The following is a 19,874-nucleotide window of genomic DNA, read 5'->3' as shown; positions in this document are numbered from 1 at the left end:
TGGGATCGGGCCATTCGAGCGACGTCACTCTTCGCCTGTCGAGGGCGATCCAGAAATAGGCAACACAACGAACGGAATGGAACTCAGTCAGATGACCGGCACGGAAACCCCACGCGGCTTCGCGGCCGAACTGCGGGACGCTGTGAGCGCACGTACGGTGATCCTCGTCTTCGCCACGCTGCTTCTTCAGCTCGGCTTCATCCTCAGCTTCGTGGGGGCGCTGCACCACCCCGTCCCCCACAAGGCCTCCATCGGGGTCGTCGCCCCAACCGCGGCACAAGGCAAGATCGTCCACCAGCTGAACGCGATTCCGGGTCAGCCGCTGGACGCCAAGGCCGTGACTTCCGAGGCTGAGGCGGTCCGCCAGATCAAGGACCAGACGCTCTACAGCGCGTTCATTCCCAACCCCGCCGGAACTCACGACCGGCTGCTGGTCGCCTCGGCGTCGAGCGCCTCTCTGGCCACCGCCCTAGAGAAGACGATGACTCAGGTGGACGCTACCCAGCACCGCACCATCACCGTCCAGGACGTGGTCCCCGTCTCCAGTCACGACCAGAACGGTCTGACCTCCTTCTACCTGGCCATCGGCTGGTGCGTGGGCGGCTACCTGGTCGCCTCCATTCTCGGCATCAGCGGTGGCGCACGGCCCGCCAACCCCCGACGGGCTACGATCCGCCTCGGCGCGCTGGCGCTCTACTCAATCGCCGCCGGCCTCGGTGGAGCGATCATCGTGGGCCCCGTTCTCGGCGCGCTTCCCGCGGGCATCCTCGCCCTGTGGGGCATCGGTTCACTCCTGGTCTTCGCGGTCGGTGCGTGCTCGATGGCTCTGCAGTGCTTCCTCGGGATCGCCGGCATCGGAGCAGCGGTCCTGATCTTCGTGATCCTGGGAAATCCGTCCTCCGGCGGGGTGTACGCACCCCCCATGATCCCGCCGTTCTGGCGAGCCATTGGCCCCTGGCTGCCCAACAGCGCCGGTACGAGCCTCAACCGGAGCTACGCGTACTTCGACGGTACCCACACCACCTTCCCATGGCTGGTCTTGGTGGCCTGGGCGATCGTGGGGCTGGCCTTGACCCTGCTCGGATCCGTGGTCCGCAAGCGCCCTGACACGCAGACGGAGACGCCGCTGGTGTAGTCCAGCCTGGGCCCCCGGGGGGGGGGGGGGCCCCCCCCCCCCCCCCGGGGCCCCCCCCCCCCCCCCGCGGCGGGGGGGGGGGGGCCCCCCCCCCCCCCGGGGGGGGGGGCCCCCCCCCCCCCCCCCCCCGGGGCCCCTCGTCTCCGCGACTTGCCGGCGCTGACTGGCCGCAGTCCGCGCGCCGCGTGAGGCGATCCCCGGTGCCTGCGGTTCTTCCGCCGCGACAGTCGCCGGATGCAGATGTTCGTTCCAGGACACAAGACCGAAGCGGCCAGCCAACCCGGCGTGATCCCGGTCGCGCACTGCTGCCCGGTGGTCGGCCCGGATCTGGGAGAGGTCTGGGCCCAGCCGTATCCGTCCGCCTGCACCGAGGCAATGGCCTCACCGGCACCGGTGCTCGTGGAGAGCGTGTCCGAGGACCACGTCCTGCCGCTCGGGGAGCGCTCCGGCGTTCACGCACCCTTGCTGGTCCAGGAGCAGTTCCTCGGGCTGGCCACGTTCGTCCGCTCCAACCGCCCGAACGCACTCACTGCCGCAGACCTCGACCTCGCCATGGCGCTCGCGGAGTGACGGCGGTCTTCGTAAGCTCCCCGAGTGCGGCCATATACGGCGCATTCTGTGGCCACGGGATCCCCCGAGTACCGCCAGATATTTCTCCCCGCTCGCCGCTTGCAGTCCCGCTCGACGACGCTGGAGCGGGTGAAGAACGGCGAGGAGATCATGGAGATCCTGGAGGCATACGACCTCACGGGGAGTTACCGCGCCGCGGCCGAGCTGGCCGGCTGCGACCACCACACCGTTGCCCGACACGTGAAGATGCGGGCCGCCGGCCAGCAGCCGGATCGCCGCCGGCACCGGACCCGGCAGATCGACGACTACCTGCCGAAGATCGAGGAACTGGTGGTCCGCTCGCGGGGCAAGATCCGCGCGGACGTGGTCCACAAGAGGATCACCGCGATGGGCTTCACCGGCGGGGAACGGACCACCCGCCGCACCATCGCCGAGGCGAAAGCCCAGTTCAAGACCGGTCGGCGGAGGGTCTACAGGCCGTGGGTGACCGAGCCGGGGCTCTGGCTCCAATACGACTTCGGCGACGGCCCAGTCATCAAGGGCCGCAAGACCACGCTGTTCTGCGCATGGCTGGCCTGGTCCCGCTTCCGCGTCGTCATCCCGATCTGGGACAAGACGCTCCCAACAGTGACCGCCTGTCTGGACACCACCTTCCGCAGGATCGGCGGCGTCCCGGCCTACGTGCTCACCGACAACGAGAAAACGGTCACCACCGACCACATCGCCGGGATCGCGGTCCGCAACCCGGACGTCGTCGAGGTCGCCCGCCACTACGGCACGACCATACGCACCTGCGTCCCGGCGGACCCGGAGACGAAGGGCGGCTCGGAATCCACGGTGAAGATCGCGAAGGCCGATCTCGTGCCGAAGGACGTCAACCTGCGCGACCACTACCAGACCTTCGGCGAGCTGGAGGCTGCCTGCCGCCAGTTCGGTGAGGAGGTCAACTCCCGCGTCCACAAGGCGACCCGGCGCAAGCCGATCGAGCGGCTGGCCGAGGAACAGCAACGGCTGCACCCGCCGCCGAAGAGCCCGTTCACCGCGGCGTTCGGCACCACCCGAAGGGTCGCCTGGGACTCGACGATCTCCGTCGAGGCGGTTCGCTACTCGGTCCCGCACCAGCTGATCGACACCCGGGTCTGGGCCCGCTTCCACGGCGACGAGCTGATCGTCACCGCTGTCGACGAACACGGACCCGCTCGCGAGGTCGCCCGCCACCAGCGCGGACAGCCCGGCTCCCCAGTCCTGGACGACGGCCACTACCCGCCCCGCGAGGACAAGACCGCGGACCGAACTCCGCGCGCCACCAGCGCGGACGAAGCCGCGTTCCTCGCCCTCGGGCCCGGCGCCGCGTCCTGGCTGGTCGAAGCCGCAGCAGCTGGCGTCCGCAGGATCAAGGCAAAGATGGCCGAGGCCGTCGCCCTGGCGAAGCTGCACTCCGCCCCGGACGTCGACCGGGCGCTTGGCACCGCCGCGGTCACCGGGCGGTTCGCCGACGCGGACCTGCTGTCCATCCTCGACTACCAGGCTGTCCACGAGCACACCGAGCCCCACCGCCGCAGCGAGGACCACTCCCTGCAGCCCGGCACTGGCGCCTGGTCCTCCTTCGGCCGCACCACCACCGACACCCCCGAGTTCGACGAGAGCGATCTGACCTGAGGGCCGCCCCGCTCCGCACCGTTCCCGGCACCAACGGCGACCCGCTCGCCGAGGCCATCGAATACACCAGGCGGCTCAAACTCCCGCACATCCGCCGGTCGTTGACCGACATCATCCCCACGGCGAAGGCCCAGCGCTGGGACCCGGCCGAGGTCGTCCGCGTCCTGCTCGCGGAGGAAGCCGCCGGCCGGGACCGCGCGAACCTGCACACCCGCCGCAAGCGGGCCGGGTTCCCGACCGGGAAGACCTTCGGCGACTGGGATGAGGGCAAGTCCTCGATCCCCAGGGCAACCCAGGACGCCCTGAAGACGCTGGAGTGGGTCGGCCGCCGGGAGTCGTTTTGCATCTGCGGCCCGTCGGGGACGGGCAAGAGCCACTTCACCGAGGCCCTCGGTCAGACCGCGGTCGAGGCAGGCCTGGCCGTCTCCTGGTTCACGATCCAGGACCTCGGGTCGCTGGTCCGCCGGCACCGCGCGGACGACTCCATCGCAAGGGCGCTGTCCCGGATCATCCGATCCGATTTGATCATCGTTGATGACATCGGCCTATTGCCGGTTTCCGAGGACGCCGCCGAGGACCTGCATGCTCGTCACGGACCGGTCAGGCAGGTTCTGGTGGCCGCCTCCACCCGCTGGGCGAGCGCTTCGACCAGGGCCGGGTGGGTTCCGAGCGGACGTGCGGCGGAGTCCGCGCCGCAGTCGTTGATCCGGTCAGCGAAAAGGCCTGGAGCCAATAGCCAGGTGGCGACCGATACCCGCCGTGCTCCCCGGGAGCGGGCGTCCGCGACCGCCTCGGCGACGGTGGGCCGCGCGGACGCAGCCCAGCCTACGGACACTGCTGTGCCGAGGCGGCGGCCCAGGGTCTGGGCCAGTGCGGCGACCTCCGCTCGGGCGGCTGGGTCGCGGGAGCCGGCCGCCCCCAGGACGACAGAGTCGCCGGGCCCCGCACCGGCCTCGGCGAGCCGGTCCGTCAACGCGGTAAGGAGAGTCGAAGCCGGGCCGGGCGGCGGGGTGACCACCGTGTCGCTGCGGCCGGAGCCCAGGATCTGGGCCGGGATGTCGGTGTGGACGTGATGGCCGCTGGACAGGAAGGCCGGCACCAGGACCGGGGTACGGCCGGTGTGCCCCTGAGCACGTCGGCGATGGTGGGGCCGTGGACGTCCGCGTAGGCGGGGTGCACCGGCAGTCCGAGCTGGTCGGCGAGAGCGAAGGCCAGGTCCTGCGTCACCGCGGTCCCTGCTGGGTTGCGGGTTCCGTGAACAGCCAGGACCACGGCGATCGGCGACGGCATGAGGCAGGTCCTCCCATGGGGGGTGGGGTGGGCGTCGGCGGTCACTTCTCCGCGGCCGGGCCGCGCCTGCGCAGGTAGACGCCCCAGGTCAGGGAGAGACACAGGCCGTAGTAGCCGAGGAAGGCCAGGTAGGCGGCGTTGCCGTTGTGGGCGTTGAGGAAGGACTGGCGGATGGCGAGGTTGACCAGGACGCCCCCGAAGGCGCCGATCGCGCCGGCGACGCCGATCAGTGAGGTGGCCTGGCGCTGGGAGGCCTGCTCGGCCTCGGCCTGGCCTACCCCAGCCGGCACCGCGGCGCGGGCTTTGGCTTGGAAGATGGCTGGGATCATCTTGTAGGTGGAGCCGTTGCCGATGCCGCTGAGCACGAACAGGGCGATGAATCCGACCAGGAACAACGGCAGCGAGCGTTGCCCGGAGGCGATCAGGACCGTGCCCGCGCCCAGGGCCATCGCGGCGAAGTTCCAGCAGGTCACCCGGGGCCCGCCCCAGCGGTCGGCCATCCTGCCGCCGATCGGGCGTACCAGTGAGCCGAGCAGCGGGCCGAGGAAGGTCAGGTAGGCCGCCTTGAGGGGGGTGTCGAACTGGGTATGGAACTGGACTTGGAGGACCTGGCCGAAGGCGAAGCCGAAGCCGATGAAGGAGCCGAAGGTACCGATGTACAGCGCGGACATCACCCAGGTGTGCGGTTCACGGCAGATGTCGCGCAGAGCGTGCCGCCGGTCTCCGGGGGCGTCGAGGTTGTCCATCCGCAGGGCGGCGCCGAGCGCCACCAGGACGATCAGCGGCACGTAGACCAGGGGCAGCAGTCGCGGGTGGGCGGCACCGGCGGTGGCCAGGATCAGCAGGCCGACGAGTTGCACGGCTGCGACGCCGATGTTGCCGCCGCCCGCGTTGATCCCCAGTGCCCAGCCCTTGAGGCGTTGTGGGTAGAAGGCGTTGATGTTCGCCATGGAGGAGGCGAAGTTGCCGCCGCCGACTCCGGCCACGGCGGCCAGCGCCAGCAGGGCAGTGTAGGAGACGCCGGGCCTTAGCAGGGTGCCGGCCAGCACGGTGGGGATCAGCAGCAGCAACGCGCTGGCGATGGTCCAGTTGCGTCCGCCGAAGCGGGCCACAGCGGTGGTGTAGGGCAGCCGCAGCAGCGATCCGGCGGCTGTGGGGACGGCGGTGAGGACGAACTTCCCAGCTGTGTCGATGTGGTACTGGGGTCCCAGGAAGAGCACCAGGACCGACCACAGGCTCCAGACGGAGAATCCGATGTGTTCGGACAGTACGGAGAAGATCAGATTGCGCCGGGCCACCGCAGCGCCGGTGTGCTCCCAGAACTGCGGTTCCTCGGGGTGCCATTCGGCGACCCTGCGGGACCGGGTCCGGGGCGGGGCCTTTGTAGTGGCGGTGTGCGGGTCATGGACTGTCGCGCTCATGGTTGCCTGCCTTCGGCGGAGGGTTGCTGCGGCGGCTGCTGACTGGTTCCCGACGCTAGGGAGCAGAGGTTTCGCGGCCTGCTTCGCGCGGGCACCGCAGCGCTACGGCTCACGCACACCGGCCGCCGGCCCGTGTGAGAGCGGCGGCCGGATGCTGTCGGGAGCTGGGCTGAGGTGGCGTCAGGGTTCAGGGTTGCAGTCGGATCGGCCAGGTCCGCAGGTGGCTGCTGTTGCCGTCCGGTGCGGTTTCCTCGTCCAGGCAGGTGCCGTCGCGCAGGTCGAACGCCTGCTTGTACATCGGGGAGATCAGGACCGGCACCGGGCCGCGGGTGCCGAGCAGGCCGCGGGCCAGGACGTAGGCGCCGCTGAAGGGGTCGCGGTTGTCCAGGGCGTAGAGCTGTCCTGCGCGGTCGCGGAAGGCGGCCACCTGTTGTCCGTCGACCAGCAGGGCTGTGCCGCGTCCGGGCGTCAGATCGGCCAGAGCGCACACCCGGGTCCAGTTCCTGCCGTCGTGGATCTCGACCTGGGATGTCAGCGACTGCTGGTGGGAGGGACGCTGGGTGGACTGGTCGACGGGCTGCTGAACGGTGGGCTGTTCGGTGAGTGTCAACGTCATCGGGTACGTACCTCCAGGGAAGGGCCGGCGATCAGGGGCACGGACGCCACCGGCAGGGTGTGGCCGTCCTCGTCGGGGCGAGCGGGGCGGATCTGGTCGCGCTCAGGGACGAAGCGCACGGTGGGGTCGGGGGTGCCGGGGGCGTTGGTGAAGGAGACGAAGCGGCGCAGGCGCTCCGGGTCGGCCAGGGTGGCTGCCCATTCGTCCTGGTAGGTGGCGACGTGGCGGGCCATCAGGTCGTCGAGGTCGGCGCAGATGCCGAGTGAGTCGTCGAGCAGGACGGCGCGCAGGTGGTCCAGGCCGCCTTCGAGGCGGTCCAGCCAGGGGGCGGTGCGCTCCAGGCGGTCGGCAGTGCGGATGTAGAACATCAGGTACCGGTCGATGGTGCGGATCAGGGTGTCGTGGTCCAGGTCCTTGGCGAACAGGTCGGCGTGGCGCGGGGTCATTCCGCCGTTTCCGCCGAGGTAGAGGTTCCAGCCCTCGGCGGTGGCGATGACCCCGAAGTCCTTGCTCTGTGCTTCCGCGCATTCCCGTGCGCAGCCGGAGACCGCTGACTTGATCTTGTGTGGGGCGCGCAGACCCCGGTAGCGCAGTTCGAGTTCGATGGCGAGTGCGACGGAGTCCTGCACTCCGTAGCGGCACCAGGTCTGGCCGACGCAGGATTTGACCGTGCGTAGAGCCTTTCCGTAGGCGTGTCCGGACTCGAAGCCCGCGTCCACCAGGCGCCGCCAGATCAGGGGGAGCTGGTCGACCCGGGCCCCGAAGAGGTCGATCCGCTGGCCGCCGGTGATCTTGGTGTAGAGGCCGAAGTCGCGGGCGATCTCACCGATGGTGATCAGGCCGTCCGGGGTGATCTCGCCGCCCGGGATGCGCGGCACGACCGAGTAGGAGCCGTTGCGCTGCAGGTTGGCGAGGTGGTGGTCGTTGGTGTCCTGGAGCGTGGCCTGTTCGCCGTCCAGGATGTGGCCCTGGTCCAGGCTGGCCAGGATGGAGGCGGCCGCGGGCTTGCAGATCTCGCAGCCCTCACCGGTGCCGTGCTCCTCCAGCAGCCGCGTGAAGCTGTTGATGCCCTTGACCCGGACGATCTCGTAGAGCTCGGCGCGGGTGTGGGCGAAGTGCTCGCACAGGCCGTGGGCGACCTCGGCCCCGGAGGCCTCCAGCTCTTCCTTGAGGATGCCTTCGACCAGCTTGATGCAGCTGCCGCAGCCGGTACCGGCCTTGGTGCACTTCTTGACCTGCAGCAGGGTGTCGCAGCCGCCGTCGCGGACGGCGGCGGCGATAGTGCCTTTGTCTACGTTGTGGCAGGAGCAGACCACGGCGTCGTCGGGCAGGGTGAGCGGCCCGACGGGCGCGCCGAGCGCTGCCGGCAGGACGAGTTGCTCGGGCGGGGCAGGCAGCGGCGCTCCGCTGATGGCCAGTGGCCGCAGGGTGGCGTAGGACTCGGTGTCACCGACCAGGACCCCGCCGAGCAGTCGGCCCTGCGGGTCGATCACCAGCTTGCGGTAGACCCCCGTGCGGCTGCTGCTGTAGACCACGTCCACCGCGCCCTCGGCGGCGCCGTGGGCGTCGCCGAAGCTGGCCACCTCCACGCCCAACAGCTTGAGCTTGGTGGAGGTGTCGGCGCCGGTGAAACTGCCGGGGGCGCCGGCCAAGTGGCGGGCGGCGGCCTCGGCCATCGCGTAGCCGGGGGCGACCAGGCCGTAGACCCGGCCGTCCGCGGCCAGCGCGCACTCACCGATCGCCCAGATCCGCGGGTCGGCGGTGCGGCACTGCTCATCGACGACGATGCCGCCGCGTTCGCCGACCGGCAGGCCGCAGTCACGGGCGAGCTGGTCGCGGGGGCGCACCCCGGCGGAGAAGACCACCAGGTCGACGTCCAAGACGGTACCGTCGGAGAGCGTCATGGTGCGGACATGGCCGTCCGCGTCGGTGTCGACTCGCTGCGTCGCGGCTCCAGTGTGAACAGTGACGTCCAGTTGCTCGATTTTGCGGCGCAGCACCTCGCCGCCGCCGTGGTCGATCTGCAGGGCCATCAGCCGCGGGGCAAACTCCACCACATGGGTCCGCAGGCCCAGCGTCCGCAGCGCGCCCGCCGCCTCCAGCCCGAGCAGCCCGCCGCCGACCACGACGCCGACACCGGCGTCGGTGGCGTGGTCGCGGATGGCCTCCAGGTCCTCGATGGTGCGGTACACGTGGCAGCCCGGTGCGTCGTGCCCGGGGATGGGCGGGACGAACGGATAGGAGCCGGTGGCCAGGACCAGGGCGTCATAGGGGAAGGTGCGGCCGGAGCGGGCGGTGACGGTGCGGGCGGCGCGGTCGACGGTGACCGCCGGGTCCCCCAGGCACAGCTCGATGCTGTGCCCAGCGCGGCGGAGCTGGTCCAGGAACTCGGGCGGGCACAGCGTGAGTTGTTCGGCGCTGGTGCCGGAGAACCAGGAGGTCAGGTGCACCCGGTCGTAGGCGGGGCGTGGCTCCTCGGCCAGCACGGTGATCCGCCACGCGGTGGCCGGACTGTGCTCGGCCAGCGATTCCAGGAAGCCTTGGCCGACCATGCCGTGTCCCACCAGGACCAGATGCTGAGGTGTCACGGACGGGCTCCTTCGATGGTCGGCAGGGACCGGGGTTCAGGCGCAGCGGGGCGGGTCCTGGGCGGGGCGGGAGTACGAGCCATGCCCTGAGCGTCGAGGGGGCGGGTTTCCGGTCCGGGTCGCCCGTGTTGCCACCGCGGTACGGGTGTCTCACTCGATGTCCCGCTGAGGGTGACCCGGACGACATCTCCCGTACTCCTGGCGGCGGTGCGCTAACGACGCCGTGACCACCACGCAATCGGGGTGAAACGCCGCTGCCGGAGCCTTCAGCTCATGGCAACTGGTCACATGCCCGACACCGGCCCGCCCGCGCGCCCCGGCTCGGCGGCTCCGCCGGAGGGGTCGCTCACGGGTCCGCTGACAGGGTTCACGGTCGGGGTGACCGCCGCGCGCCGCCGCGACGAGCTCTCCGCGCTGCTCAAACGCCGCGGCGCGCGGGTGGTGGAGGCGCCGACGGTGCGGATCGTGCCGCTCGACGACGACAGCGCGCTACGCCGCGCCACCGAGCGCTGCCTGGTGGCCCCGCTGGACTACGTCGTGGCCACCACCGGGGTGGGCTGGCGCGGCTGGATGAGCGCCGCCGACGGCTGGGGCCTGGGACGACGTCTGGCCGAGGCCTGCCGGGACGCTGTGGTGCTCAGCCGCGGACCCAAGGCGACCGGCGCGGTGCGGGCCAGCGGCCTGGGCGAGACCTTCTCACCGCAAAGCGAGGCCAACGAAGAACTGCTCACCTGGCTGCTCGCCCGCAATCTGCACGAACGGCGGATCGCCGTGCAGGAGCACGGCGCACCGCTGGACGGGTTCGCCGCCGCGCTGCGCGAACGCGGCGCGGAAGTGATCGTGGTGCCGGTCTACCGCTGGGGACCGCCCGAGGACCCGGCCGCGGTGCGGCGTCTGGTCGAGCAGACCGTGCGCCGGGAGGTCCAGGCCATCGCCTTCACCAGCGCCCCGGCCATCACCGGGTTCCTCGACGCCGCCCGGACGCTGGACCTGCACGCCGAGGTGGTGACCGCGCTGCGGGTGGGCGCGACGGGCGGCGGCGTGCTGCCGGTCTGTGTCGGGCCGGTCTGTGCCAGGCCGCTGGAGGAACACGGCATCGCGTCCACCTGCCCCGACCGCGGCAGGCTCGGCTCACTGGTGCGCACCATCGTCGAGACGCTGCCGACCGGAAATCGCGAACTGCGTTTGGGGGAGAGCCGGTTGGTGCTCCAGGGCAATGCTCTCCTGGTCGCCGGGGAGTACCTGTGGCTGTCCCCGACCCAGAGCGCGCTTCTGCGGGCCCTGTCCGACCGGCCCGGACATGTGCTCAGCCGGGCCGAACTGCTGCAACGGGTATGGGTGGGCAGCAGTGCTGACGAACACGCGGTCGAGGCCGCGGTCGCCCGACTGCGGACAGTCCTGGGTCCGCACGCCGGACTGGTCCGCACCGTCCTCAAACGCGGCTACCGGCTGGGCGACACCCCCTGACCTGGCTCGGCCGACGCGCTGCGGGGACGGCCGTTGGGCGGATCACGCGCCGACGGCGGACTGGTGAGCCGGACGTAACGACCGGCGTCAGGCTCGCGTGACCCGGGCGCAATGGACGGTTCCTAGGGTGCGGTGCGAAGCACTGACCCACGTGATGTGGAAGGGGCATTTTGTGACGGCATCGGCTCCCCAGGCCGCCACCAGTGCGGTGAAGACCGTCTGCTCCTACTGCGGAGTGGGCTGCGGGATGGTCCTCGACGTCAGTACCGACCCGTCCACCGGTCGGCGCACAGCGACCAGGGCCTCCGGCGACAAGTCCCACCCGGCGAACTTCGGACGGCTCTGTACCAAGGGCACGACCAGCGCCGACCTACTCACCGCCGACGACCGGCTGACCACCGCGCTGGTGCGGAGCGAACGGGGCGCGGAGCCCGAGGCCGCCGACCTCAACGCGGCGATCACCGCGACCGCGCGCCGACTTCGGCAGATCATCGACGCCCACGGGCCCGACGCGCTGGCGTTCTACGTCTCCGGCCAGATGACACTGGAGGCGCAGTACCTCGCCAACAAACTGGCCAAGGGCTTCGTCGGTACCAGCCAGATCGAGTCCAACTCCCGGCTGTGCATGGCCAGCGCGGGCAGCGGCTACAAACTCTCGCTGGGCGCCGACGGACCACCGGGCTCGTACCAGGACTTCGAACACGCGGACGTCTTCTTCGTCATCGGCGCCAACATGGCCGACTGCCACCCCATCCTGTTCCTGCGGATGATGGAGCGGGTCAAGGCAGGCGCCAAACTGATCGTGGTCGACCCCCGGCGCAGCGCCACCGCCGCCAAGGCCGACCTCTTCCTGCAGATCCGGCCCGGCACCGACCTCGCCCTGCTGAACGGACTGCTGCACCTGCTGGTACAGGACGGCCGCACCGACACGGCGTTCATCGCCGAGTTCACCGAGGGCTGGGAGGCCATGCCCGAATTCCTGGAGGACTACCCGCCGCAGCGCGTCGCCGAGATCACCGGCATCCCCGAGGCCGACATCCGCCTCGCCGCGCAGTGGATCGGCGCGGCAGCCGAGTGGATGAGCTGCTGGACCATGGGCCTGAACCAGAGCACGCACGGGACCTGGAACACCAACGCGCTGTGCAATCTGCATCTGGCCACCGGCGCGATCTGCCGCCCGGGCAGCGGCCCGTTCTCGCTGACCGGCCAGCCCAACGCGATGGGCGGTCGCGAGATGGGCTACATGGGACCCGGGCTGCCGGGGCAGCGCTCGACCCTGGTCGCGCAGGACCGCGAGTTCACCGAGCAGCTGTGGGGCCTGCCGCCCGGCACCCTGCGGGCCGAGGCCGGTCAGGGAACCGTCGACCTGTTCTCACGGATGGCCGAGGGCGAGATCAAGGCCTGCTGGATCATCTGCACCAACCCGGTGGCCTCGGTCGCCAACCGCAAGACCGTCATCGCCGCCCTTGAGGCCGCCGAGTTCGTGATCACCCAGGACGTCTTCGCCCAGACCGAGACCAACGCCTACGCCGACGTGGTGCTCCCGGCCACGCTGTGGGCCGAGGCCGAAGGCGTGATGGTCAACTCCGAACGCAACCTCACCCTGCTGCGACAAGCCGTGGACCCGCCCGGCCAGGCGCTGCCGGACTGGCAGCTCATCGCCAGGATCGCCAGCGAGATGGGCTTCGCGGACGCGTTCGACTACAGCTGCGCCGAAGAGGTCTTCGAGGAGATCAAACGGGCGTGGAACCCGAAGACCGGCTACGACCTGCGCGGCGTGACCTACCAGCGGCTGCGGGACGCCCCGGTGCAGTGGCCCAGCGCCACGACCGACGGCAGCGACCGCAACCCGATCCGCTACCTCAACGACGGCACCCACCAGACGCTGGTCGAGCGTGCCGACGGCAGCCGGCCCCGGCTGGCCTTCGCCACCGCCAGTGGGCGCGGGGTGTTCTTCGCCCGCCCACACCTACCCCCCGCCGAACTCCCCGACGACGCGTTCCCCTATGTGCTCAACACCGGGCGGCTGCAACATCAGTGGCACACGCTGACCAAGACCGGGAAGGTCGCCAGGCTCAACAAGCTCAACCCCGGCCCCTTCGTGGAGATCCACCCGGACGACGCGCTGCGGTCGGGCATCGCCGAGGGTGATCAGGTCGAGGTCTGCTCGCGGCGCGGCAGGGCCGTGCTGCCCGCCGTGGTCACCGACCGGGTCCGGCCGGGCAACTGCTTCGCGCCGTTCCACTGGAACGACCTCTTCGGCGAGTACCTCAGCCTGAACGCGGTCACCAACGACGCCGTCGACCCGATCTCCTACGAACCCGAATTCAAGTTCTGCGCCGTGACGTTGACCAAGGTGTCGAGCAAGGTGACGTCGACCGCGCCCGCCACTGGTGCTCCGGCTCCGGCTGGGGGCGAGCGGAGCAGCGACCTGGTCACCGCGCTGGGCAGGCTGCTGGGGGTGGACCCGGGCGCAGCGCCCGTCTTCCCCACCGAGGAACGGCTCTACCTGTCCGGGTTCCTCACCGGCCTCACCGGCCTCGACGGCGGGCAGCGTCCCGGCGGCACAGCGACCACCGCCGTGCCGGTGCTCCCGGCGCTGGCTCCGCTCGCGCCGGACCGGGCCCGGTGGGTCAACGGCCTGCTGGCCGGCATGTTCTCACGCACCGAGGCGAACCCAGCCGCGCCACCGCCGGCCGACTCATTCCCGGCGTCCGCTACCGACCCGCAGCCACAGTCCCGGCCCCAGCACCAGGAGGTGGTGGTGCTGTGGGCGTCGCAGACGGGCAACGCCGAGGACGCCGCAGCCGCCAGCGTCCGTCGGCTGTCCGAGGCCGGCTGGCTCCCCCGCCAGCTCAGCATGGACGACTGCACCCCGGAGGCGCTGTCGCCCGACGCCGTCGTCCTGGTCATCACCAGCACCTTCGGCGACGGCGAGGCCCCCGACAACGGAACCGCCTTCTGGCAGACCCTCAGCAGCAGCGACGACACCCGGGCCCAGTTGAGCGGCCTGCGGTACGCCGTGCTGGCCCTCGGCGACTCCAGCTACGACGACTTCTGCGCCCACGGTCGCCGCATCGACCAACGCCTGCACGAACTGGGCGCCACCCGGCTGACCCCGCGCACCGACTGCGAACCCGACTACCAGCAGGCCACCGACCAGTGGCTGGACCAGGTCCTGACCGCACTGGCCGGCACCAGTACCGCCACCCAGCCAGCGACAGCGGTCCCTGCCGGAGTCCGCCCGGCAGCGGCCACGCCCAAGCACGAGACCGGGTACTCGAAGGCATCCCCCTTCGCCGCACTGCTGGTCGGCAACCGGCTGCTCAACCTCCCCGGATCGGCCAAGGAGGTCCGCCAGTTCACCTTCGACATCCACGGCGGCGACCGCGGCCAGCTCACCTACCAGACCGGCGACGCCCTGGGCGTCTGGCCCGCCAACTCCGCCGAGCTGGTGACGCAGTGGTTGACCGCCACCGAACTCGACCCCACCGAACCCGTCCCGCTCGCCAACCTGGGCCAGGTCCCCCTCGGCGAGGCCCTGCGCACCCGTCTGGAGATCGCCCGGATCACCCCCGACCTGCTCCGCTTCGTGGCAGAACGCACCGCGGACCGGGATCTCAAGCAACTGCTGCGTCCGGACAACAAGGGCGAACTGGCCAAATGGAGTTGGCGACGCCAGGCAATCGACGTCATCGCCGCCCACCCACTCCGGGCCACCGCCGCCGAATGGGCTGCAGTGCTCAAGCCACTACAGCCGCGGCTGTACTCCATCTCCTCCAGCCCGCTGGCCCACCCCGACCAGCTACGGATCACCGTCTCGGTCGTCCGCTACAGCAACGACCGCAGCGTCCCGCGCACCGGAGTATGCTCCGCCTACCTCGCGGACGACGCCGATAACGGCCCCGTCCCCGTCTTCGTCCAGCGTTCCCCGCACTTCCGACCGCCCACCGACCCCAGGGCACCCATGGTGATGGTCGGCCCCGGCACCGGAGTAGCGCCCTTCCTCGGCTTCCTGGAGGAACGTCAGGCCCGTGGGGACACCGGTCCCAACTGGCTGTTCTTCGGCGAACAACGACAGGCGACCGACTTCTACTACCGCGAGGAACTCACCGCCTTCCACCGCTCGGACCACCTCGACCGACTCGACCTCGCCTTCTCCCGCGACCAACGAGCCAAGATCTACGTCCAGGACCGGATGCGCGAACACGGCCACCGGCTGTGGGGCTGGCTGAACAACGGCGCGCACCTTTATGTCTGCGGTGACGCCACCCGCATGGCCAAAGACGTCGACCGGACCCTGCGCGACATCGCGGTCACCCACGGCGGCCTCGACGAGGAGCAGGCCGAGGCGTACGTCCGACAGCTGGCCACCGACCGGCGCTACGTCCGTGACGTCTACTGACAACCGGTACCTCCCGCCCGGTTCACCGGGCAGCGGTGGCACCCGGGCCTGTCAGTCCGTCGGCAGCCGCTCACCGCAGCGGCTGCAGTAAGCCGGGGAGGCTCCGTCGGGGACCGCGCCGCAGCCGGGGCAGATCAGATGCAGCCAGCAGGCGGCCTCACCGGCCTCCTCCATCGGCTCGGCCTCCCGGATGCCCTGGACCACCAGGCCGGGACGCCGTCGGTGAACAGTGAGGTAGACCAGCCCGTCGGACCCGGCACGCAGACCGCGCCCGGCCCCACTCGGCAACCATGCGAGCGAACCGACACCCAGCGGCAGCTCCCGCTCCACGTCCAGCAAGGCCCCACTGCCCGCGACGACGAGCAGCATCACGTCCAGGTCGTTCTCCTGGTGCTCACCCACATCGGCACCGGCCGGGAGCCGGATCAGGTTCGCGTCCAGTTGCCGTGCGGGCTCGGAGAGCCGCCAAAGCGCGCCGCGCTGCCCAGGCGAAGCCCCGGCGACGCACTCGGCCAGTTCTGCCAGCAGACGCACCGTGCTCCTGGAGTCCATCGTCTCTCCTTCTGACTTCATCCTGGCGCCGTCTTCGTCGGTCCTTCGCAAGCCCTGCCCCCGCTTGCCGGGGGAAGTCTGCACCTGCGTCAGCGGCGCGCTCGACCAGGGTAAGCGGTGGCGGCAAGCAAGCGGGGTGCGCTCGCACTCATGGGAGCGCACACGCAGGCGGCGGGTGGTAACGGGCCGGTCGCCAGAGGGTGTCCACGGGTGTGGACTGGGACAGCGCAGCGATCGAGGAGGCACATCATGCAGTCCGACCCCGGGTTCCGTGTGCGCCGTGTCTACGACCCGCCCGAGCCCGCTGACGGGCTGCGGGTGCTGGTCGACCGGCTGTGGCCGCGCGGGCTGTCGAAGGAACGGGCGGCGGTGGACGAATGGCTCAAGGACGTCACGCCGTCGGGCGGGCTGCGTGCCGCCTACCACGCAGGCCAGGTGGACTTCGACACCTTCCGGGTCCGCTACCGGGCGGAACTGGCCGGGCCCGACCACGCGGCGGCGGTCAGCCACTTGCTCGACCTGGCCCGCACCTGCACGGTCACCCTGGTTACCGCCGTGAAGGACCCGGAGCGCAGCCATGTGTCTGTGCTCATCGACCATCTGAAGCGCCAGCGGCAGGAGCGGCCTGTGTGAGCGCGGCGACTGGTGTGCGGGGTTTCAGTTGGGGCGTGGTCCGGGGCGGTCGGCGGCGGTCAGAGCGTGGGGACGCTCAGTGAAGTCGCGGATGTGGGTGACATGGTCACCGGCAAGACGGAAGAGGCGGTACACCAGGGTGGGCGCTGCGGCGGGATCGTTCGGGTCGGTGATCCGCAGGTCCAGGACGACGGCGTCGGGTAGGTGAAGGTCTCCTCGACCTGGGTGCGGATGCCACGGGCGTGGCGGTCGTCGTACCAAGCCAGCGCCTGGTCGCGGCCCCGGGTCGCGGGCTGGGCAGGGCCGGCGGGGTGGAACCGGACGTCGGGACGGAACCTGGGGACGATCGCGCACGACGTCACCCGGACTCCGTTCGCCCAGCTCAAGATGAACATGAACATGGGGCAGCTGCTCGCATAGTCCGCCAAGCAGTGGACGTCAACGGAGAGAGTCCCGCGCTTCGGACCGCGCGGGACTACTCGCTCGTCCCTTCGACGCCAGCGGGTGGCATTAGCCTGGGCGAGTACCGGCGGAGTCGCGTCGGGTGGCTCGCCGAGAACGTCTCTCTGACCGGTCTCTTGCCCATCGCCCGCAACGGCGGCAGCGACACTCTCTTCCTGGACCTGAACCCGGCCACTCATGGCCAGCTCCATGCGTTCATCCACGCCATTTCCCACCCTGGGTATCTGGGCAACCATGTATTCACGAAGGTGGCTGACGAGTTCGACGCCTATCTCGACAGCCTGATCATCCGCCCCGATATGGCGGAGGACGCCTGGGCCGATGTCGCCGACAGCGATCCCTCGGATCCTCGGCGGAGGACCGTCGAGGAGTGGCTGGACAAGGAACTGCCAGGCTGGCGTGCTGAAGCCTGGGCCACGACCTGATTCTCAGGCGCCCACCTGGTCGACCTGCGCGCAATCCGGCCCCGGAGTGGCGCTTCCACAGTAAGCAGCCGGCAGTGCCGGCAATCGTCCCGCAGCGCACACGGCATGTGCGCTGAGCCCCCACCGCGAGAGGGAGCATGTGCCCCGGTCACGACGGTCGTGGATCGCGGTGATGCTCCGGACAAGTCCGCCCCCGGTCAGGGCACTTGCAGACTCGACGCCGGACTCCTCGTGCCGGGCGATCTGTCCGGTGGTCGGGCGTACGGTCCGTACAAGTGCCACGTCCTGATCCGCGTGAACCCCTACGATCGTGGCCCATGGACTGGCTTGAGCGAACCGCACGGCTGCGTCAGTGGAGCGCGGGCGGAGTCCGTGCCCCGCACAAGCCGCTGCTCCTGCTCTTCGCCCTGGCTCGGTTCCAGCAGGACCCCGACGCCGAACTGTCCTACAGCACGGTCGAGTCGGCGCTGGCGAACCTCCTGGTCGAATACGGCCCGAGCCGCCGGACCACCCCGGCGTACCCGTTCCACCACCTGGTCAGCGATGGCGTCTGGGAAGTGCACACCACCCGGGGTCCCGGAAGCCCCGGCACCGGCGTCCGGGAACTCCGAACCTCGGGCGCCACGGGCCGGCTCGCCGAAGATCTGCGAGTCTCGCTGCGCCGCGACCCGTCCTTGCTCGGACGTATGGCACGGATCCTCCTCGACCTTCACTTCCCGCCGTCCCTGCACGACGACCTGTGCCAGGCCGTCGGCCTCGAACTGGAACCAACCGAGACAGCCACCCTGCCCGGCCCGGCCCGATCCCGGCAACGCGACGCCAGGATGCGCGAACTCGTCCTGACCGCATACGAGTACCAGTGCGCTTTCTGCGGCTACGACGGCCGCATCGGCACGGTCCCGGTCGGGCTCGAAGCAGCACACGTGCGCTGGTGGGCATTCGACGGCCCGGACGAGGTCGACAACGGCCTGTGCCTCTGCTCGCTGCACCACAAGCTCTTCGACAAGGGCGTCCTCGGACTCACGGACGACGACACCGTCATGGTCTCGCAGCACTTCGTGGCGCGGAGCCCGGCTGGGCGCCAGGTGATCGACCTTGCCGGCAGGTCGCTCCTCGGCCCCCAGGCAGGCACGAGGCGCGTCGACCCTCGACACCGCGCCTGGCACACCAAGCAGGTGTTCCACGGACTCCCGCGCCCTCGAGTGCTGGGGCTTCTGCGAGAGGTGAGAACTGTCCCTTCGCCTGACCCGCATGCGGCGGGCACCGATGACTGAACCCGGCGTACAGGCCGAACACGACCAGGCGCCCTTGCATGGTGCCGTGGCGCCGGGGCTCGGCGTCGCCGACGCACTGAAGGCGAGACGCTGCTCAGGGGGTTCCGAGCCAGGTCAGGGCGGCGATGGTGAGCGCTTCGACACCGGTGGTCAGGGTGGGTTCGACGACCGGGGCGAAGAACGGGGAGTGGTTGCCCGGCAGCTCGTCGAGGCGGCCCTCCTGGAGGGCGGCGAGGGTGGGCTCGGCGTCCAGGCCTCCCCAGAACCAGAAGACCGTCGGCACCTCGATCGCGGCGCCGAACACTCCGACGTCCTCGCTCGCGTTCACCTGCGGCATCGTCAGGACGCGTGCGGCGCCGAAGTGCTCGGTGAAAGCGGCGATCGTGGTCCTGGTCGCCTCCGGATCGCTCACCAATGCGGGGACGGACACGGACCAGGACAGGTCCGGTTCGGCCACGGCGGCCGACGCCGCGGATTCGGCGCGGGCGATGCGCTCGATCGCGGAGCGGACGAGCTTGCGTGTCTGCTCCGTGTAGGTGCGGATATTGACGCCGAGTTCGGCGCGGTCGGGGATGATGTTGTCTTTCGTGCCGGCCTGGAGGCGCCCGACAGTGACCACGGCGGACTCCGCCGGGGGTACCTCGCGGGCGACGATCCCCTGCAGGCGGGTGACGAGATGGGCCGCCATGAGCACGGGGTCGACGGTCGACTCCGGGCGCGAGCCGTGCCCTCCGCGGCCGTGCAGGGTGATGGCCAGTGAGTCCGAGGCCGCCATCACCGGCCCGGTGCCGTAGCCGATGAAGCCGGCCGGCAGGGGCGCGACGTGCTGGCCGAGCACGATCTGTGGCCGCGGGAAGCGGTCGAACAGCCCGTCGTCGACCATCCCGCGCGCGCCGACGGCGAACTCCTCGGCGGGCTGGAAGACGACCAGCAGCGTACCGCGCCACTGGTCGCGTGACCGCGCGAGCAGGGTCGCTGCGCCGGCGAGGCAGGTCGCGTGCATGTCGTGCCCGCACGCGTGCATCACGGGGACGTCGCGGCCGTCCTGGTCGATGGCGCGGGTGCTGCTCGCGTAGGGCAGGCCGGTCTTCTCCTCGACGGGCAGGGCATCGATGTCGGCGCGGAGCATCACCACCGGGCCCTCGCCGTTGCGCAGCACGCCCACCACACCGGTCCCGCTCACGCACTCGGTGACGTCGTCGAATCCAGCGTCCCGCAGACGCCGAGCGAGCAGTGCGGCCGTACGTGTCTCCTGCAGGGACAGTTCGGGATGCTGGTGCAGGTGCCGGTAGAGCTCGGCCAGGCCCTCGCGGATCTCCGGGAGGTTCCCGATCACGGCGTCGTTCATGGACAGCCTCTCTCCGCCGACTCATGGGA

15 protein-coding genes and 1 pseudogene are annotated in these 19,874 nt (G+C 70.6%); 9 read left to right on the top strand and 7 right to left on the bottom strand.

What is annotated here, in order from left to right:
- The first annotated feature begins 91 nt into the window (after nucleotides 1-91).
- The 4 genes and pseudogenes from ABH928_RS04610 to ABH928_RS04595 form a co-directional block, all read left to right on the top strand.
- A complete protein-coding gene (locus ABH928_RS04610) occupies nucleotides 92-1,135 on the top strand; it encodes a DUF3533 domain-containing protein (RefSeq protein ID WP_370062271.1) in 1,044 nt (347 codons plus the stop codon).
- Nucleotides 1,136-1,369: 234 nt separating this feature from the next.
- On the top strand, nucleotides 1,370-1,705 hold the full coding sequence (locus tag ABH928_RS04605; RefSeq protein WP_370062269.1) for a hypothetical protein: 336 nt from the start codon (nucleotides 1,370-1,372) through the stop codon (nucleotides 1,703-1,705).
- A gap of 129 nt (nucleotides 1,706-1,834) precedes the next feature.
- Nucleotides 1,835-3,364 (top strand): IS21 family transposase, encoded by a 1,530-nt coding sequence (istA, locus tag ABH928_RS04600; RefSeq protein ID WP_370062971.1) that lies wholly within the window; start codon nucleotides 1,835-1,837, stop codon nucleotides 3,362-3,364.
- Nucleotides 3,361-3,948, top strand: a pseudogene (locus ABH928_RS04595) (ATP-binding protein); the annotation flags it as partial. The gene istA and the pseudogene ABH928_RS04595, both read left to right, overlap by 4 nt.
- 5 nt (nucleotides 3,949-3,953) lie before the next feature.
- Here the strand turns inward: ABH928_RS04595 and ABH928_RS04590 are convergent.
- The 4 genes from ABH928_RS04590 to nirB form a co-directional block, all read right to left on the bottom strand.
- Nucleotides 3,954-4,463: a sirohydrochlorin chelatase gene (locus ABH928_RS04590; RefSeq protein WP_370062267.1), complete on the bottom strand. Its 510-nt coding sequence runs from the start codon at nucleotides 4,461-4,463 to the stop codon at nucleotides 3,954-3,956.
- A gap of 232 nt (nucleotides 4,464-4,695) precedes the next feature.
- Entirely contained in the window at nucleotides 4,696-6,075 is a 1,380-nt protein-coding gene (locus ABH928_RS04585) for a nitrate/nitrite transporter (protein WP_370062265.1), read from the bottom strand.
- A gap of 187 nt (nucleotides 6,076-6,262) precedes the next feature.
- The gene (gene nirD / locus ABH928_RS04580) at nucleotides 6,263-6,691 is read right to left on the bottom strand and encodes a nitrite reductase small subunit NirD (RefSeq protein ID WP_370062263.1); all 429 of its coding nucleotides are present in this window, start codon (nucleotides 6,689-6,691) and stop codon (nucleotides 6,263-6,265) included.
- On the bottom strand, nucleotides 6,688-9,279 hold the full coding sequence (gene nirB, locus ABH928_RS04575) for a nitrite reductase large subunit NirB (protein WP_370062261.1): 2,592 nt from the start codon (nucleotides 9,277-9,279) through the stop codon (nucleotides 6,688-6,690). The genes nirD and nirB overlap by 4 nt, the downstream gene beginning before the upstream one ends.
- Before the next feature lie 273 nt (nucleotides 9,280-9,552).
- Between nirB and ABH928_RS04570 the strand changes: the two genes are divergently transcribed.
- Together ABH928_RS04570 and ABH928_RS04565 are read left to right on the top strand one after the other, a co-directional pair.
- Nucleotides 9,553-10,746, top strand: coding sequence for a uroporphyrinogen-III synthase (locus ABH928_RS04570; protein WP_370062259.1), 1,194 nt, complete (start codon nucleotides 9,553-9,555; stop codon nucleotides 10,744-10,746).
- 172 nt (nucleotides 10,747-10,918) lie between these two features.
- Nucleotides 10,919-15,151: a molybdopterin-dependent oxidoreductase gene (locus ABH928_RS04565; RefSeq protein ID WP_370062257.1), complete on the top strand. Its 4,233-nt coding sequence runs from the start codon at nucleotides 10,919-10,921 to the stop codon at nucleotides 15,149-15,151.
- Between the two features lie 51 nt (nucleotides 15,152-15,202).
- Here ABH928_RS04565 and ABH928_RS04560 read toward each other — a convergent pair whose 3' ends face one another.
- The gene (locus ABH928_RS04560; protein ID WP_370062255.1) at nucleotides 15,203-15,703 is read right to left on the bottom strand and encodes a cupin domain-containing protein; all 501 of its coding nucleotides are present in this window, start codon (nucleotides 15,701-15,703) and stop codon (nucleotides 15,203-15,205) included.
- Nucleotides 15,704-15,952: 249 nt separating this feature from the next.
- Here ABH928_RS04560 and ABH928_RS04555 point away from each other — a divergent pair, with 249 nt between their 5' ends.
- A complete protein-coding gene (locus tag ABH928_RS04555; protein WP_370062253.1) occupies nucleotides 15,953-16,336 on the top strand; it encodes a DUF488 domain-containing protein in 384 nt (127 codons plus the stop codon).
- Between the two features lie 59 nt (nucleotides 16,337-16,395).
- On the opposite strand, the gene ABH928_RS04550 is transcribed toward ABH928_RS04555, so the two are convergent.
- Nucleotides 16,396-16,737: a hypothetical protein gene (locus tag ABH928_RS04550; protein ID WP_370062251.1), complete on the bottom strand. Its 342-nt coding sequence runs from the start codon at nucleotides 16,735-16,737 to the stop codon at nucleotides 16,396-16,398.
- A 30-nt stretch (nucleotides 16,738-16,767) separates the two neighbouring features.
- Here ABH928_RS04550 and ABH928_RS04545 point away from each other — a divergent pair, with 30 nt between their 5' ends.
- On the top strand, nucleotides 16,768-17,223 hold the full coding sequence (locus ABH928_RS04545) for a hypothetical protein (RefSeq protein WP_370062249.1): 456 nt from the start codon (nucleotides 16,768-16,770) through the stop codon (nucleotides 17,221-17,223).
- A gap of 317 nt (nucleotides 17,224-17,540) precedes the next feature.
- Nucleotides 17,541-18,497, top strand: a complete 957-nt coding sequence (locus tag ABH928_RS04540; RefSeq protein ID WP_370062247.1) for a phosphorothioated DNA-binding restriction endonuclease — start codon at nucleotides 17,541-17,543, stop codon at nucleotides 18,495-18,497.
- 94 nt (nucleotides 18,498-18,591) lie between these two features.
- On the opposite strand, the gene ABH928_RS04535 is transcribed toward ABH928_RS04540, so the two are convergent.
- Entirely contained in the window at nucleotides 18,592-19,845 is a 1,254-nt protein-coding gene (locus tag ABH928_RS04535) for an amidohydrolase (RefSeq protein WP_370062245.1), read from the bottom strand.
- Between the last annotated feature and the right edge of the window lie 29 nt (nucleotides 19,846-19,874).

The sequence above is a fragment of the Streptacidiphilus sp. MAP5-3 genome (assembly GCF_041262505.1).
In the GTDB taxonomy this organism is placed as follows: domain Bacteria; phylum Actinomycetota; class Actinomycetes; order Streptomycetales; family Streptomycetaceae; genus Streptacidiphilus.
Note: the sequence above shows the minus strand (reverse complement) of the source record. Positions and strands in the feature narration are given on the sequence as shown.